The sequence below is a fragment of the Marinobacter sediminum genome, assembly GCF_016820575.1.
GTDB lineage: Bacteria > Pseudomonadota > Gammaproteobacteria > Pseudomonadales > Oleiphilaceae > Marinobacter > Marinobacter sediminum.
This window is the reverse complement of the sequence record NZ_JAEMQH010000002.1, coordinates 1071241-1087717: the sequence shown is the minus strand read 5'-3', so window position 1 is coordinate 1087717 and position 16477 is coordinate 1071241. Positions and strand designations below refer to the sequence as shown.

Below are 16477 nucleotides of genomic sequence, written 5' to 3'. Positions count from 1 at the left end.
AGTTGCTATTGCTGTAGGGAGTCGGTCAGGCGCTCGTTCAGTTCCTGCCAGCGCGAAAGCTTCTGCGCCTCGCCGATGCGTTCGCCTTCGCCGCCGGATGAGTTGTTAAGCCAGAGACCCTCACCATTAAAGCTGTAAACCGGTTCAAGATCAGTGCGTTGAGAGGCAACCTTTATCTCGTTTATAAGGTTGTCGAGGATCAGCGGATCAGCGTCGGGTTCCGAGTACCAGGCCAGCACCATGTGGGCCTGGTTCAGCTCCAGCGCTTTTACATAGACAACACGCAGTTGGTCATCCGGTACACCCATGGATTTCAGGGTCAGGTATTTGGCGATGGAGAAGTCTTCGCAATCACCGGCGTTGGTGGTCAGCAGTTCCACTGGCGTGGCCCAATAGTCCTCCTCGCCCCAGTGTCGGATGTCGCTGACAAATTTAACGCGGTTGAAAAAGCGGTTCACAAGCTCGAGTTGGCGTTCGACCGGAGCATTCGAGGCGAGCTTGTGCAGTCGCTGCCAGTTCTCCAGGCGCTCGAAGGCCTCGGTGCCGAATTCTTGCTGCACATAGTTCATCAGGCGGCTGCTAAGCTCGAAAGCACCGACCAAGGCAGCTGCCAGCATAAGAGCCGGTAACAGTGACGCAGGGTGCCGAAGTGCAGGAGCGGCAGTGCCCATTGGTGGCCTCAGTTGCTGTTATTTCGCAGCCGTTCCCTGAGTTGTTCAAGGCGCCGGCGGATTTCCTCTCTGCGCTGTTCATCGGCGGCAGGTGAGGGTTCCTGGTTGGATGTTGGTATCTGGGCTTCTGGCTCGGATTGCGCTGGCTCATCCTGATTGCCGGACGCCACGCTCATGCCCGAACGGTTTTTTTCTTCTGGAAAGAACAGGTTCTCCAGCTTGCCGCCGCGCTCTATGACCACCCGGTTGGCGTGCACGGATCGAAGCTTGGCGTTGCCGGGCAATTCGTCGCCTACCGGGTAAGCTTCGGTGTTGCCTTTCTGGTCTTCAATCAGGGCGCTGCCGGGGAATTCGCCGTCGGCCGCCATCACACCCCTTAAAAACAGGCGCAGGTTGGTTTCCGGTAGGTTTTCGGTCTCGACCGGTCCGGCGCCACCTTCCTGACTGGCGGTTCCGAACAACGCCAGTGTGGTCAGATCCACCTCTGGCGCCTGGCTCAGATCCCGGCCCTCGCGAACCAGTTGCTTCGTGTCCGACGATGACGCTGCCTGGTTCTGGGCGAGGGAGAAACTATAAACCTGCCAGGCTGTCACACCCACCATGGCCGCGCCCGCGATAACGGTGAGAAGGAGAGGAAGCCGTTGGTTATTAAAGGGCATTGATCTTCCTGAATAAAATTGTGTGGGCGGAAAAAGTCCACAGGTTATCAGACGGCAATGAATTATTGGCAGTATAGTGTATAGAGTTATTCAGCGGGTCCATATCCTGTGGTAGCCTTTCTGAATTGATTGAATAAAAAAGAATTTCGGGACGGGGAAGACCTTGACTACAGAAACTGAATTTCAGCAGCAGGATGCTCCGCTGGGCCGTCTTCCTTTTACATTTGCCAAGCGCAATGGGGTTATTCTGACGCGCTCGGAGGAAGGGGACCCGATCATCCTGATTCGGCCCGGTGCCTCGCATTCCGCTCTTGCGGAAGCCAACCGCGTGAGCGGTGGCCGAGCACGGTTCTCCACCATCGATCCCGACCGGTTCGACCACGCCCTGAACGCTGCCTATCAGAACGATTCCGCTGAAGCCATGCAGATGGTGGAAGGCATCGGTGACGATATGGACCTTGCCTCCTTGGCAGAATCCGTTCCCGAAACCGAGGACTTGCTGGAGCAGGAAGACGATGCGCCGATCATTCGGCTGATCAACGCCATCCTGACTGAAGCCGTCAAAACCAGTGCCTCCGATGTTCACATCGAGACCTATGAGAAGCGATTGGTTGTGCGGTTCCGGGTTGACGGTGTTCTGCGTGAGGTGGTGCAGCCCAAACGGGCGTTGGCGCCGTTGCTGGTGTCCCGTATCAAGGTTATGGCCAAGCTGGATATCGCCGAAAAGCGGGTTCCGCAAGACGGCCGGATTGCCCTGAGAGTGGCCGGCCGGGAAGTGGATATCCGGGTGTCGACCATGCCTTCGTCCAGCGGCGAACGGGTGGTACTGCGTCTGCTGGATAAACAGGCCGGCGCGATTCGCCTGGAATCACTGGGCATGTCCGGTGACGATCTGAAAGTGCTGAGGAAGCTGATCCATCGGCCCTACGGCATTCTGCTGGTTACCGGCCCCACCGGTTCCGGTAAATCGACCACGCTCTACGCTTCTCTGCAGGAAATCAACGACCGCAGTCGCAACATCCTGACGGTTGAAGACCCTATCGAATACGATTTGCCCGGCATTGGACAAACCCAGGTTAACACCAAGGTCGACATGACCTTTGCCCGCGGGCTCAGGGCCATCCTGCGTCAGGACCCGGACGTCGTGATGATCGGTGAGATTCGGGATCTGGAAACCGCTGAAATCGCAGTACAGGCCAGTTTGACCGGCCACCTGGTGCTCTCCACTCTGCACACCAACACGGCGGTGGGCGCTATTACCCGTCTGATGGACATGGGCATCGAGCCGTTCCTGATTTCGTCCAGTCTGGTGGGTATTCTGGCCCAGCGCCTGGTTCGTGTGCTGTGCACCGAATGTCGTGAGGCCTACACGCCCACGGAAGAGCACTGTGAGTTCCTGCAACTGGATCCGTCATTGCCGCCGACTCTCTACCGCGCGAAAGGTTGTGAACACTGTAACGACCTGGGTTATCGCGGTCGTATTGGTATTTATGAGGTGGTAGAAATCACCGACGAAATAAGCGGATTAATTGATAAGCGGGGCGGCGAACTGGACCTGGAAAAGGCAGCCCGCAGGCGGGGGCCGAGCATCCACGCAGACGGTGTGCAGAAAATTCTCGATGGCGTGACCAGTGTAGAAGAAGTTCTGCGCGTTACTTACCGGGGCCGATAAACCATGCCTGCTTACGATTACAAGGCACTTGATACCCGGGGCAAGCAGAAAACCGGCGTGATGGAGGCGGATGCGCCGCGAGCGGTTCGTCAGCAACTTCGTGAGAAAGGCTTAACCCCCCTGGCCGTCGAGCCTTCGACGGAGAAACAGGTACGCTCCAACCCCCTCAGCCGTCGTGGCTCACTGGCGGCGGCCGATCTTGCCCTGGTGACTCGCCAACTTTCTACCTTGATTCAGTCTGGCATCCCGGTGGAGCAGGCCCTGTCGGCAGCCGCACAGCAGTCCAGCAAGCCCCGTATTCGCAGCATGCTCATCGCTATTCGGGCAAAAGTGATGGAAGGCTACAGCCTGGCTGAGAGCTTGGGGGAATTCCCCAACGCCTTTCCGCGCCTGTACCGATCCACCGTGTCCGCGGGCGAACACGCCGGCCACCTGGATCTGGTATTGAATCGATTGGCCGACTACACGGAAAGCCGCCAGGAAGCCCGCCAAAAGATCCAGCTTGCCGCCATTTACCCCATCATTCTCAGTGTGGTGGCGATTTCCATCGTGGTGTTCCTGCTGACCTACGTGGTGCCGGACATCATTGAGGTGTTCCTCAAGCAAGGGCAGGATCTGCCGGCCCTGACCCAGGCCATGCTGAATGTATCGGACTTCCTCGGCAGCTACGGTATCTACCTTCTGGTTCTCTTGATCATTGCGGTGATCGCGTTCCGGCTAGCGCTCAGCAGGCCGGCTTTCCGGCTGAAGTTCCATAAACGCCTGCTGCATCTGCCGTTATTCTCCGGCATGGTGCGGGGCGTGAGTACGGCTCGGTACGCCAGCACCCTGAGTATCCTGACCACCAGTGGCGTGCCTCTGGTAGAGGCCATGCGGATTGCGGGCGAAGTCTTGTCCAACGATTATTTGCGGGGCGAACTGCGGGATGCGGCGCGAAAGGTCAGTGAGGGCGGATCGCTGCATCGTTCTCTGGACCAAACCGGGTACTTCCCACCGATGATGCTGCACATGATTGCAAGCGGTGAGGCCAGCGGTGAGCTGGACAGTATGCTGGAGCGAACGGCCCGGATGCAGGAAAACACTCTGCAATCAAAGATTGCGGCCATCGTTGGTTTGTTTGAGCCAATGATGCTGCTGATAATGGGCGTGGTGGTGCTGATTATTGTCTTGGCCATCATGCTGCCAATTCTGAACATGAGCAACCTGGTGGGTTAAGCCCCGACGGATGTTCGTGAATGCCACTTAAAACGAAGGAATTCCATTCCAATGACGAGCGAATCAATGACGAATCGAAATAGGAACCTGCGGACCAACAGTCGCGGCTTCACCCTGATCGAGATCATGGTGGTGATGGTCATTCTGGGACTTCTGGTGGCGATTGTTGCGCCGAATATCATGGGCCGCAGTGATCAGGCCAAAGTTACGGTTGCTGAAACCCAGTTGAGTAACATTGCCAATGCCCTGGACCTGTATCGGCTGGATAACAGCCAGTATCCCTCCACCCAGCAAGGCCTGGAAGCGCTGGTGTCAAAACCCAGCGGCAGCCCTGAGCCGAAGAACTGGAACCCCGATGGCTACCTGAAAAGTGTGCCAGAAGACCCCTGGGGAGCTGAGTACCAGTACGTGAGCCCGGGTACCGAGGGGCCTTACGATCTGTATTCCTTCGGATCCGATGGCCAGGAAGGCGGTGAGGGTGACGCGGCAGACATCAGTGCCTGGAACACCAAGGAATAAGTGACTGTGCGCTTCGGGACGCGGCAAACCGGCTTTACACTGCTGGAAATCCTGGTTGTCCTGATCATCGTCGGGCTGCTGGCTTCACTGGCGGTGTTCAGCTTTGGCGGCAGCTCCCAGCAAAGGGAGTTGAAGAACGAAGTGCGCGATTTGTACCTGTTGATGCAAACCGCCTCCGAGCAAGCGATTCTCAATAATCGCGAACTGGGGGTGCAGGTGATGGAGGAGGGTTACCAGTTCGTCGCCTATGAAGATGAATCCGGTGACTGGGCGGCTTCCGGGGAGCGCTTGTTCCGTCCGGGCAGTTTTCCGGAGTGGCTGGTAGTAACCAAGTTTATTGAAAGCGATGCCCCGAGACTGGCCTCGACCGAAGACGAGTTACGCCCAGACGTCGTGTTTTTCTCCAGCGGCGAAACCACACCTTTTGAGATTGAGTTTACTGCCGGAAAAAACAGCGACTACCTGCATATCCTGGCGTCCGATGGTGTCTCTGAGCTGGAATGGCGCAAGCCCGGTGATGACGAGGAAGATTTGTGAACAATCACAGAGGCTTCACGCTCATCGAGGTTCTGGTTGCGTTGCTGGTGTTTGGCCTGATTGCCACGGCGGCCGCGGAAGTGGGGAGCCAGTACATTTCCAGCTATGAACGAGTCCGCGATAAAACTCTGGCAGCCTGGCTGGCGGATAACCGGATCAATGAGCTGCGTCTCGCCGAGAACCTGCCAGGAATTTCTGAGAACTCTCGTGATACCGACTATGGTCCTTTCCGATGGCAGGTGACCACTGCCGTGCTGGCCACTGAAGAGCCAACCATGAGACGCGTTGAAGTCACGGTGTCTCGCTATCGCAGCGAGGGGGCAGAGCCCGCGCCGGTGCACTCCTTATCAGCGTTTCTGGGGCAAAACTGATGAGCCTTCCCCCGCACCCGACTCGGTCGCAGCGTGGCTTTACGCTACTTGAGGTTCTCATTGCCGTTACCATCACGGCGGTGATTGGTCTGGGCGTATGGCAGGTGTTAAGCGGTGTGATCACGTCCCGGGATCGGGTGAACGAGTTGGCTGAAGAGTTCGATGGACTTCAGCGGGCCATGTTGCTGCTCGAGCGCGATCTGATGCAGGTAGTGAATCGCCCGGCGCGGGATGTGTATGGCGACTATAAGGTTGCGTTGACCAGCCGGGAGGACGATTTTGCCCTGATGCTGACCCGGCAGGGTTGGCGAAACCCTTTGGGGTCACGCCGCAGTGGACTGCAACGGGTAGCCTGGGAATACACCGGTGAGGAACTCCGGCGCCGATACTGGCCGCTGGTCGATCAGGGACAGGAAGACAGCAGTAGAGACGTACTGTTGCTGGAAGGTGTGCTGGACTTTGAAGTGCGTTTTCTCAACGAGCAACGGGCCTGGCAACCGGAATGGCCGAGTGATGAAACCATGGCGGGCCTGTCGCCCGGCAGCCGCCCAGAGACGCCACTTCCCATGGGGATCGAAATCACCTTGGAGCATGAGCGCTACGGCGATCTGGTACGCACCTTTGTGCTGCCGGACTTTAATGCGGAAGAGGCGCAGGGCGTGGTGAATCAGGCCAACGAAGCGGAGAGCGAGACAGAAGCCGAAGAGGGCGCTGACGATTCGGCGGATCCCGGTACTCAGGGGCAGGGTGGCTGATGGAACACGTCCGTACGAGCCGATTCCCGCCCAGAGAGCGTGGCGTGGCGCTGATCATGGTATTGCTGGCGATGGCGTTGGTGGTGATGCTGACGTCCGGGATGACCCAGCAGCAAAGCATTCGGGTGTTCAAGGCCGGGCATTACCTGGCCCAGCAACAGGGAACGAGCATCGCGCTCGGGGCGGAAGCCTTCGCCCGACAGATTCTGGTCAGGGACTACGAGGACGATAAAGAAGAAAGCGAGATGATCGACAGTCTCGATGAGTTCTGGGCCATGAACGCGGCAATATTGCCATTGGACGACAACGGCGTGGTTGAGGTTCAGATCGATGATCTGGGTGGTCGAATTAACCTGAACGATTTGGTGACTGGCAATGGTCAAGTTAACACCCTGACTAAAGAACGTTTGACCCGGCTCTTCGCTGCCCTCGATATTTCGGCGATCAACGTCGACGTACTCGTCGACTGGATAGATGATAATGACCAGACCATCAGTGCCTATGGAGCGGAAGATGGCCAATATTTATCGGCCGAACCCGGTTACCGGGCTGGTAACCAGCCATTCGTTAGTGTGACCGAGCTGCGGTTGCTGGAAGGGATGACGGAAGAGATCTACCTGGCATTAAGCCCCCATGTGGCGGCACTTCCGGTTTCCGGGCTGGGGATTAACGTGAACACCGCCACCGCACCGGTGTTACGTTCGCTCAGTGAGGAGCTGACGGATGCTCAGGCGGCCGCTATTCTGGAAAAGAGAGAGGAGGAGCCATTTCTGAACCTTCAGGACTTTCTCGCGCTACCAGAATTTGCCGGGCTAGGTTTAACCTCGGCGGGGCTTGGGCTTCAAACGCGCTTTTTTGAAGTCGTTTCCAGGATTACCTACGATGACCGGGTTGTGAACATGGTCAGCACCGTTTTCAGAAACCCGGAAGGCGAAATTCGGACGGTTCGACGGGATACCGGCCAGAAAAACCGAATTACCAAAGAGCCGTTCACCATTTCAGAAGGATAGCCATGTCTTATCGCCTATACGTGCGGCCAGTGCCACCACTGGCCGACCCCGCGCAGAACCCTGAGGCGTTCTCGTATAACTGGGTGCTGCATGATGCAAGCGGCGATACCCAGGCGCGTGGCACCGGGGATACCCAGCGGGAAATTGAGCAAACACTGGGTCAAAATGCCCTCGACAACGTCTTGCTGATCGGGCTGATTCCCGGCGATGAGGCCTTGTTTTGCCTGGCGGACATTCCGGCCAAGCAAAGCCGGTACATTCAGCAGGCGTTGCCCTACGCCGTGGAAGAGCAGATTGCCCAGGACATTGATTCGGTGCACCTGGCCCTCGGCCGGCATACCGACGATGGCTATCGCGTTGCTGCCATTGATGACGAGCGGATGCGGCATTGGGTCGGCCTGTTCAGCGATTGGGAGCACGTTCGCCTGGACGCAATCTACCCGGACGCGGCCTTGCTGCCGGTCACGGAAGGCGGCTGGTCTGTTTGTCTGGATGGCGAAATCGCGCTCATGGTCAGTGATCGTGGTGAGTGGCTGAGCATGCACTCCGCCAATCTGGGCATGTTCGCTCACACGCTTGCCGTCCCGCCGTCTGAGGAAGTCGTCGCAGAAATGCCGGTTACTCTTTATGCCACCGAGCAGGAGTTCGATACCCACCAGACCATTGTGAGCGAGCTCAAGGCGCCAGGGCGGTTGCAGGTGCGTCGCGAAACTCTTGAGCTGATGCCGCTGGAATTACTGGCTCATGCTCATCACCACCACCTGTCACACCCGATAAATCTCTGCCAGAGCCGGTTTTCCAACCGGTCGGACACCGCTAGCCCCTTCAAGCCCTGGAAGCCCCTGATTGCCGTCGCGGCGGTCTGGTTCGGCGTTCAGATTGCGCTGGAAGTAGGTATGGGGATGTATCACGAGCGCAAAGCCAGTGATTTGCAGGAACGGGCAATGGCGATCTACCAGGAAGCGTTTCCTGGTGATCGGCGCACCCATGCGGGCAATGTTCGCCGGGTTATTGAAGGCCAGCTGCGAGTCGCGGGCTCCGATGGCCCGGATCTGGATTTTATCACGCTGATGAAATACACCGGTCAGGAGTACGCGGAGCTTCCGGGAGGACAGTCGGTCACCTTTAATTCGGTGAATTTCAGCCAGTCTCGGGGCGAACTGGTGGTGGATGTCCGGGCGGACAGTTACGACCGCCTGAGTGCGCTACGCAATGGGTTAGCCAATCAGGGGCTTGAAGCCCAAATCGGTTCGGTGGTTAATGAGTCCAGTGGCGCCCGTGGCCGACTGACGGTTTCAGGAGGTTAAGGCAATGTTTGAGAAACTTAAGGATCAACCCTCGGTTGGCAAACTGATTGCCCAGTACGACCAGCTGGCAAAGCGTGATCAGCAGGCATTGCTGGTGTTGATAGTGGCAGTCTTGGTTGGCCTGCTGTATTTCGCGATTTGGCGCCCGGCAACCACCTTCCATGATTCCGCGGTTGCTGACCGGGAAAACGCCGCTGAGCTTCTTGCCTGGATGCAGGCCAACGAAGCCACCATCAAACGCTTGGGCAGCGCTAATGGCGATGCTCCCCAGGGAGCCTCAGATCTGCCGGATGGCCGTGCACTCATGGCACTGGTAACCCGCTCTGCACGGGAATCCGGGTTGGCGCTTCAGCGCTTTGAACCGAGCGGTGAAAACGCAATCCGGGTCTGGCTTGAGGACGCTCCGTTTGCCGAGGTTGCGGCCTGGTTGGAGCAGCTGAAATCCGGCAATGGCGTAATCATTGATCAGGCGGCCATGGACCGGGCCGATGAACCAGGCCGGGTTTCTGTTCGTTTAACACTGACCATCTGATTGGGTAGTTCCGGCAGGAGAGTTTGAGAATGGCTAACGGTAGTGGTAATGGCAGTGGCAACAGCAGTCAATCAGAACCCGTGATTGTGCGCCTCGATGGCACCGCAACCAACGAGGCGCGCTCCATTCTGTATCATGCTTACCGGCAGGAACCCACGTTTCAATACCTGTTCGACCACCGGCGCCCAGGTTACGATCAGCGAGTTCGGGCCACCATTCGAGAACTGATTGATCTGTACTTCAATCTGGATCAGGAAGCCATAGGCGTGATGGTCGACGATACCCTGGTTGCGGTCGCGTTTATCGGCGATCCGGAATTGCGGATGAATCTGGCAGATCAATTCAGTTGGCGTATTCGTATGGTTCTGACAACCGGGTTTGCATCGACACGGCGATACCTCGATTACCACGAGAAAATCCGGAACATGCTGCCTCAGCCATTGGCGCATCAGTTGCCGCTGATGGGGGTGAACCCCAAATACCAGAACCGTGGCTATGGCCGCCTGCTTCTGAAAACCGTTGAAAAACTCTGCGCGGAAAATCCCCGCGGTAGTGGCTTGGTGCTTGATACCGGGAACAGCCGGTACTTGCCGTTTTACGAGTCCGAGGGGTTTCGCAGTCTTGGCAAAATTAGGCTCGGTGACTTCGAGGATCATGTTCTGTTCCGCGAGGTGCACCCTGAAAGCAAAGCAGCCTCTGAAGGCCGCCACTGAATTCGAATGACCTACAGGAGACACTGTGTCTGACAACCATGATTTTGATCTGATTGTAATTGGCGCCGGCTCAGGCGGGGTTCGCCTGGCAAGGATGTCGGCCCAGCGGGGTGCCCGCGTTGCTGTGATTGAATCACGGTATCTGGGCGGCACTTGCGTGAATGTGGGTTGTGTCCCGAAAAAACTGTTCGTGTATGGCGCCCATGTCCACGACGAGCTGGAAGACGCCGCCGGTTACGGTTGGAACGTGCCAACCTCAGACGTAACGTTTGACTGGCCAACACTGGTGGCCAACAAGAACACAGAAATCGAGCGGCTGAACGGTATTTATGGCCGCATGCTGCAGAACGCAGGCGTGACCATCATTGAGGGCACGGCGTCGTTCTCTGATGCCAATACAGTCGTGGTTGGCGATACCTCCTACACCGCAAAGCATGTGACGGTTGCGACAGGGAGCTGGCCTGTGGTGCCAGACATTCCCGGTAAGGAATGTGTGGTTACCTCTAATGAAATGTTCTACCTGCCGCAGTTGCCCAAGCGCGCCGTGATCTGGGGCGGTGGTTACATAGCCGTTGAGTTTGCGGGCATTCTGGCCGGTCTTGGCGTTGAGACAACCTTGCTGTATCGGGGAGACCTGTTCCTGCGGGGCTTTGATACCGACATTCGCAAATTCACCGAACAGGAGATGCGTAAAAAGGGCATTGATCTCCGGTTTGAGGTCAATATCGATTCGGTGGAGTCGGAAGGCAATCAATACCGGGTGCATCTGAACAATGGCGAGACCCTGCAGACCGGACTGGTGATGGCGGCAACCGGCCGGAAAGCGCTGGTGGAAGGGCTCGGATTAACCGAGCTGGGTGTGGAGCTGAGCGAATCCGGGCATGTGGTGGTCGATGATCATTTTCAGACCGCAGTACCCTCCATTACTGCATTGGGTGACGTGATTGGCACACCGCAGCTGACGCCGGTGGCGTTGGCCCAGGGGATGGTGCTGTCGCGCCGGTTGTTCGGTGATGGCCAGGGCGATATGGACTATTCGGCTATTCCGACGGCGGTGTTCTGCCAGCCAAACATCGGTACCGTCGGCTGGACGGAAGATGAAGCCCGTTCAGCGGGTCATACGCTGCGTATCTATCGTTCGGAATTCCGGCCGATGAAATATACCTTGAGTGGTCGCGACGAGCGTAGCTTGATGAAGCTCGTGGTTGATGACGAAACGGACAAAGTGTTGGGGGCTCACATGGTGGGACCGGATGCTGGCGAAATTACCCAGGGCCTGGCAGTGGCTATCAAGGCCGGTGCTACCAAGGCTCAGTTCGACTCAACCCTGGGCATTCATCCGACGTCTGCAGAGGAATTTGTGACCATGAGAGAAGCTGTGGTCTGAAAGCTGCAAGCGCCCAGGGAAGGGCGCTCATCCTCTACGTTTTTACATCGCCTTCAGTCCTTGACCCAGCGACCCAGTACCTTTCGTAGATTTTCCTTCCGTACCGGTTTGGCTACGTAGTCGTTCATGCCGCTCTCCAGGCAACTTTTGTCAGTGCCCGGCAATACGTCTGCGGTGAGCGCAATAATGGGAATACCCGACCGCCCACTGCTCCGTTCCCACTCGCGAATGCGACGGGTAGTTTCGTAGCCGTCCATCTCCGGCATATGGCAGTCCATCATGATGACGTCGTAGCCCCTATGATTATTGCGGATCAGGTTGAGGGCATCTTTTCCGTTGTCGGCCGAATCGGCCTGGTAACCCAGCTTGGTTAACATGGCTTTTGCTACGCGCTGGTTAACGGGGTTGTCTTCAACAACCAGTGCGTGTGCTAAACCAGATCGCCGTTCTCTGGTTGGCTGACTGTCGTGGGGTGGGGCGTCGGCAGTGGCTGCCAGCTCGAACGGCAGCTCAAACCGGAAAGATGAACCCCTGCCAAGATCTGTATCAACCTTGATGTGGCCGCCCATCAGCTCCACCAGCCGCTGGATCAGGGCCAGCCCGAGGCCGGTTCCGCCATGGCTCCGGTCGTCGCCGTGCTGCAGCTGTTCAAAGGAGTTGAAAATATCCGGCAGCCGGTCAATAGGAATGCCAGAGCCCGAGTCACTCACTGCGAAGTTGAGGATGATGCAGTTATCCTCAAGCCCAAAACAGCCTGCCTGTATGAAGATGGCTCCGTCGTTGGTGAACTTGATAGCGTTATCGATCAAACCGGCAATGATTTGGCGCAGTCTGGGTCCATCGCCGTTCACCAGGGGTTTTTTGGGCCAATCACCATAGAAGTTGGTGCTGAGGGACAATCCCCGCTCCTCCGCGACCTGGCGGTAGGTAGCTGTGCAGTTTCGGATCAGATCCTGAAGATCGAACTCTTGATGGGAAAGCTTTAGCGTGCCGCTTTCCATGCGGGAGAAGTCAAGGATGTCACTGATAACCGTCAGGAGATCCTCGGTGGATTGACGCGCGGTGGTCAGGTAATCCCGCTGACGGGGTGTCAGGGAATCCTCCTGCACCAGATCGATCATACCCAGTACGCCATTGAGCGGCGTGCGGAGTTCATGGCTCATGGTTGCCAGGAATTCCGACTTCGCTTGATTGGCTAATTCCGCTTTCTGGCGCGCGCTCTCTGAGGCAGCCAGGGTTTGCTCCCGGGAAGTCTCGAGGTTTGCCAAGTGGGTTGCCAGTTCATTTAGTTGTCGCTCAATGTCAACAACTTCCTGTGCGCTACTCCTATTGCCGGTAGGGCCTTTGGTGTAGTCCCGGTTGCTCAAGCGTGAAATCCGGCCAGATAGCTGTCGAACCGGATAGAGTATGGTGTTCAGATGGTGCTGAATGATCAGCATCGTAAACAGTAAGAGCGAGGCGCCCACCGCCAGCGAGGTCCAGACAATGTCTCTTTGCCGGTCCGCTAACAAATCCCGGTTGACCCCAACGTGAACCGTGCCAACTCGTAACGCACTTGCCCTGAGCCCGGATTCCGGCGTGAACCATTCGGTCGTTCGCCCGGAATCCAGGTCCAACGGTTGTTGCAAAATTTCCGTGTCAAAAACGTCGTAACTGCCAGGATTAATCGGGATGCTGGTTGAATCGGTTGCGACAAACCCGATCGGGTCACCCGAGACATTGGTCACCTCAATCCAGTCTGCCTTGCTCCGTTTCAGTGCCTGGGATAAAACCTGCTCCAGGGCCTGACTATTGCCCGAAACCACAGCGTACTCCAGAACCGGGCCCAAACTGTCCGCAAACATCTGACTGCTGTCGGACAACTGCTGTCGGGCATCCTGCAATCGAGCCGAGGTGAAAAACGCGATCAACACTATAAACATGACGATCGCAGGAAGGGCGCCGAGTAGCAGGAGCTTGCGATATAGGGTCGGCCGGGTCATCTCTGGACTATTCATCCTGTGGCCCCCTATTTCCGGTGAGTTCCTGTTCTATGGTCTGGCTCAAGAATGCTCGCTCAGGAAGCGGGATATTCATTGAGCGAGCAACCTGATCGTTAACCTCAACGCGATAGATTTGCGGGTACGATGGGGCGGGCAATTCGCCTGCAGCAAAATATTGTTCAATCATATTGGCGCCCAGAGCCGCCATTTCCGCAAAGGGCGCGTAGCTTGAGGCCAACGAACCCGCCTTTACATACGCCTGACTTGGGCCAATAACGATCTTGTTACGTCGATAGGCGGTCAGCAGGATGTGTTTGATGGTGCGGGGGTTATAGATGGCTTCGTCAGGCGCTGCAAGCAGGAAGTCACCGTAGCGAAGTGCTCTTACCAATGATGGGATCAGTTCGTCTTCATTGTCGACGATGAAAACCCGTGCTCGCATCCCGTGGGCGGGAAGTTCGTCAATCAAGGGTTCGTAAAGTTCTACCGTCGCGGTAGTGGCCAGGATTGCCACAGTGTTGGCCTGCGGCAATATCGCCTTTCCGGTCAGGGCTTGGCGAAGCAGTGGAACGTCGTAGAGGACGCTGGAAATTTGCCCCGGGTTTCTGACTGCAAAAACATCGATGAACGAATGGTTCACCAGCATGGCCAAAATGGGTATCGAACGGTTGGCCTGGCGCACCCGGGAAAACGCGGCAGGGCCGATGGAGATAACGGGGGTGTTCTTGATCATTGGGAACTGATCGTCTGAGATCGGGGTAAGGGTGATATCACTCCTTAATTGGTCGACGAGTAACGACCGAATATGCTGATCAAGAGCGGTACTTCCAGATCCGGCTAGATATACGAGGCGGCCGGGCGGTTCCTGGCCGTGTGCCGAAACCACCAGAATAAGGCCTAAAAAGGTACACACGGCCCGCCTGTATGTATAGCGGGTCATGTGCAGCAAGCTTCGCCATCTGAATCTGCTGTGTGGTGTCATACCATCCTGGTTTACATACTTTCCTTGGTCAATGTTCAGAAGCGAATCCCGGCCTCAACGAAATACTGATTGGGTTCATCAATGATGTTGTCAGGGCTCATCCACGGTTCCATATTGATGTAGTGCTGCATAGTGAATGCTAGTTCATAGCTGAAATCAGGCTGGTCTATCCGGCGGGCGAGTCGGAAGTCTGCGCGCTTAAACCGGGTTCCTCGCACCTCGTGTGCAAGATAAAAGGCTGCGGACGACGTCAGAGACCACGGCAGCTCCTGGATCCACGCCACGCTCCCTGAATGACGAGCGGAAAGTCGTCCCATAAGGGCTACGGCTCTTGATTGGGTGCTGGGTGGCAGCTTGTCGGGATCGCCTGTATAGCGACTGTCCTGGTCGAGATAGGCGTAGGTGGCGCGCAGCAGGGTGCCTGAGAACTCCAGTGAACCTTCGAGCTCGACACCTTCCTGATCCACTGCGACGTTGTTGTCGATGTACCAGTCCTCTTCGTTGATCACTCCGCTGATCATATCTCGAAGATAGTCATTGAAATACCTTACTTCAACGCTCATCAGGGCCGAGTCCAGATGGTACTGCCCGAAATAACTGATCTCGCGAGAGGTAATGGTTTCCTCTTCCAATTCTTCGCCAAACGTAGAGGTAGTTTGGTCTACCAGGTCTTTTACCTCGAAACGGGTGCCCTCCAAGGCCTCGAAGGGGGGCTGCACATTGCGTGGTCGGTAGGACCAATCCGGATCTTGCTCAAAGGCATCCGGTGTTCTCACGGCGCGGGAGAACACAAAGCGAATGGCGTGGTTGTCATTGATGATGAAATTGGTGGCCACCCTCGGCGAAAAATAACCTTCATCGGTTGTGGTGGTTGTCTCCCAGTTGCCGCCGGCGTTAAACGTGACCCAATCGAAGGGCGAGTACTCGGCGTTGGCGAATACCCGGCTCTGATAGTTGTTGCCGCGGCCGTTGAAGTAAGTCTCTGAGTCATAAGCGTCTTTGCGATAGCCAAGTCCAGACACCAGTTTGAATTCGGGGTTGAAAATGATGGTGTTCTGTAACTCGAATTCCAGGCGAGACTCTTCCGCATCCTCATTGAAGTCGGCCACAAAGGGGCCTTGATCGGTCGGGAACGGCGCTCCCGGGGGCAGCAGCTGGATAAACTCGTCGGCAGGCACTGAGACCGACCATCGCTGACGTCGACGCTGATTCTGGTACGTGGCTTGGAGGTGGTAGAAGTGGTTGTCAGAAATGGCGCCATTGAAACGGGTTTGCAGATAGTAGGTGTCGAGAATGATGTCTGGATTGGTGGTTGCTTCCAGTTTCCCCGATTTTTCACTGTCTTCTTCGTTTACACCGTCGACCACGCCAGCCCGAAAATCGACTGAGTGGATGTTGTCGATGGCCAGCACGCTGTCGAAGTTGACGTTGTTGATGTCGAAGCCGTCGTGGAATTCCTCTTTTTCGTCATCCTTCTGCCGGTCGAATCCGTCAGATTTTCGTTTCTCATAGGATAGGCGCCAGCTGCCACCTTCAGTGCTGTCACCGACTGAGGTAAAGGTGCGCAGGTGGCCCCGAGAGCCTATCGAGGTGTATGCCTCAGCGCCCGCGGTGTCGTATGGGGAGCGCGTTATAATGTTTATGCTGCCGAGAAAGGCATTGATGCCATAGGCAGCAGCATTCGGGCCACGGCTAACCTCGATTCGCTCAATGTTTTCCAGTGCAACTGGCATTGCAATCCAGTCAACGTCAGATAGGCTTGCGCGGTAGGCCGTTCGGCCGTCAATCTGAACCTGAAGCCGTCGTTGTTCGTACTGAGAGGTGCCGTGGTAGCTGGTTACCTGATTGTTGCTACCGTACTCGCCGACCACCATGCCGGGTACAAGTCGGAACACTTCCACCAGATTCATGATGCCAAGGTCACGAATCATGTCGCCGGTAATAATGGTGGTGGTGCCCGGTACTTTGAGCTTCGATTGGCGCAGGCGAGTCGTTGTCAGCACCTCCGGGATCTGCGATTGCTCACCTTCCTCGGTCAGGAATTGCGGGTACACCTCGGGTTCTTCAGTCTGTCCCCAGGCCAAGGCAGGTAGGCTTAAAGACAGAAAAAGCGTGCAATGAGCGGCGCTTACAGCCAAGAATAACTTTTTTGGTGACGTTGTTGT

The 16477-nt window shown here is 56.6% G+C and carries 16 protein-coding genes; 11 read left to right on the top strand and 5 right to left on the bottom strand.

Annotated elements, in window-relative coordinates; translation table 11 throughout:
• Window positions 1-5: 5 nt before the first annotated feature.
• Together FGO67_RS11755 and FGO67_RS11750 are read right to left on the bottom strand one after the other, a co-directional pair.
• Entirely contained in the window at window positions 6-671 is a 666-nt protein-coding gene (locus tag FGO67_RS11755) for a transglutaminase-like cysteine peptidase (protein WP_203300862.1), read from the bottom strand.
• A gap of 8 nt (window positions 672-679) precedes the next feature.
• Entirely contained in the window at window positions 680-1330 is a 651-nt protein-coding gene (locus FGO67_RS11750; RefSeq protein ID WP_203300861.1) for a type II secretion system protein N, read from the bottom strand.
• A gap of 163 nt (window positions 1331-1493) precedes the next feature.
• On the opposite strand from FGO67_RS11750, the gene gspE reads away from it, so the two are divergent.
• The 11 genes from gspE (at window position 1494) to gorA (ending at window position 11348) form a co-directional block, all read left to right on the top strand.
• Window positions 1494-3002 carry a type II secretion system ATPase GspE gene (gene gspE, locus FGO67_RS11745; RefSeq protein ID WP_203300860.1) on the top strand — a complete coding sequence of 503 codons (1509 nt, stop codon included), beginning with the start codon at window positions 1494-1496 and terminating at the stop codon, window positions 3000-3002.
• A 3-nt stretch (window positions 3003-3005) separates the two neighbouring features.
• Window positions 3006-4217, top strand: a complete 1212-nt coding sequence (gene gspF / locus FGO67_RS11740; protein ID WP_203300859.1) for a type II secretion system inner membrane protein GspF — start codon at window positions 3006-3008, stop codon at window positions 4215-4217.
• A 66-nt stretch (window positions 4218-4283) separates the two neighbouring features.
• Entirely contained in the window at window positions 4284-4736 is a 453-nt protein-coding gene (gspG, locus tag FGO67_RS11735; protein ID WP_203300858.1) for a type II secretion system major pseudopilin GspG, read from the top strand.
• 6 nt (window positions 4737-4742) lie between these two features.
• On the top strand, window positions 4743-5273 hold the full coding sequence (gene gspH, locus FGO67_RS11730; RefSeq protein ID WP_203300857.1) for a type II secretion system minor pseudopilin GspH: 531 nt from the start codon (window positions 4743-4745) through the stop codon (window positions 5271-5273).
• Window positions 5270-5644 (top strand): type II secretion system minor pseudopilin GspI, encoded by a 375-nt coding sequence (gene gspI / locus FGO67_RS11725; RefSeq protein WP_203300856.1) that lies wholly within the window; start codon window positions 5270-5272, stop codon window positions 5642-5644. Before gspH ends, gspI begins: the two co-directional genes overlap by 4 nt.
• Window positions 5644-6399 carry a type II secretion system minor pseudopilin GspJ gene (gene gspJ / locus FGO67_RS11720; RefSeq protein WP_203300855.1) on the top strand — a complete coding sequence of 252 codons (756 nt, stop codon included), beginning with the start codon at window positions 5644-5646 and terminating at the stop codon, window positions 6397-6399. The genes gspI and gspJ overlap by 1 nt, the downstream gene beginning before the upstream one ends.
• Window positions 6399-7409 carry a type II secretion system minor pseudopilin GspK gene (gene gspK, locus FGO67_RS11715; RefSeq protein WP_203300854.1) on the top strand — a complete coding sequence of 337 codons (1011 nt, stop codon included), beginning with the start codon at window positions 6399-6401 and terminating at the stop codon, window positions 7407-7409. The genes gspJ and gspK overlap by 1 nt, the downstream gene beginning before the upstream one ends.
• A 2-nt stretch (window positions 7410-7411) precedes the next feature.
• Window positions 7412-8716 (top strand): type II secretion system protein GspL, encoded by a 1305-nt coding sequence (gene gspL / locus FGO67_RS11710; RefSeq protein ID WP_203300853.1) that lies wholly within the window; start codon window positions 7412-7414, stop codon window positions 8714-8716.
• 4 nt (window positions 8717-8720) lie between these two features.
• A complete protein-coding gene (gene gspM, locus FGO67_RS11705) occupies window positions 8721-9248 on the top strand; it encodes a type II secretion system protein GspM (protein ID WP_203300852.1) in 528 nt (175 codons plus the stop codon).
• Between the two features lie 29 nt (window positions 9249-9277).
• Window positions 9278-9961: a GNAT family N-acetyltransferase gene (locus tag FGO67_RS11700; protein ID WP_203300851.1), complete on the top strand. Its 684-nt coding sequence runs from the start codon at window positions 9278-9280 to the stop codon at window positions 9959-9961.
• A gap of 25 nt (window positions 9962-9986) precedes the next feature.
• Complete coding sequence (gorA, locus tag FGO67_RS11695) at window positions 9987-11348, top strand: glutathione-disulfide reductase (RefSeq protein ID WP_203300850.1); 1362 nt, start codon at window positions 9987-9989, stop codon at window positions 11346-11348.
• Window positions 11349-11401: 53 nt separating this feature from the next.
• Here the strand turns inward: gorA and FGO67_RS11690 are convergent, their stop codons facing one another.
• The 3 genes from FGO67_RS11690 to FGO67_RS11680 form a co-directional block, all read right to left on the bottom strand.
• Complete coding sequence (locus FGO67_RS11690) at window positions 11402-13345, bottom strand: response regulator (RefSeq protein ID WP_203300849.1); 1944 nt, start codon at window positions 13343-13345, stop codon at window positions 11402-11404.
• Window positions 13338-14270 carry an ABC transporter substrate-binding protein gene (locus tag FGO67_RS11685; RefSeq protein ID WP_238942436.1) on the bottom strand — a complete coding sequence of 311 codons (933 nt, stop codon included), beginning with the start codon at window positions 14268-14270 and terminating at the stop codon, window positions 13338-13340. Before FGO67_RS11685 ends, FGO67_RS11690 begins: the two co-directional genes overlap by 8 nt.
• 77 nt (window positions 14271-14347) lie before the next feature.
• Window positions 14348-16396, bottom strand: coding sequence for a TonB-dependent receptor plug domain-containing protein (locus FGO67_RS11680; RefSeq protein WP_238942345.1), 2049 nt, complete (start codon window positions 16394-16396; stop codon window positions 14348-14350).
• Window positions 16397-16477: the final 81 nt, after the last annotated feature.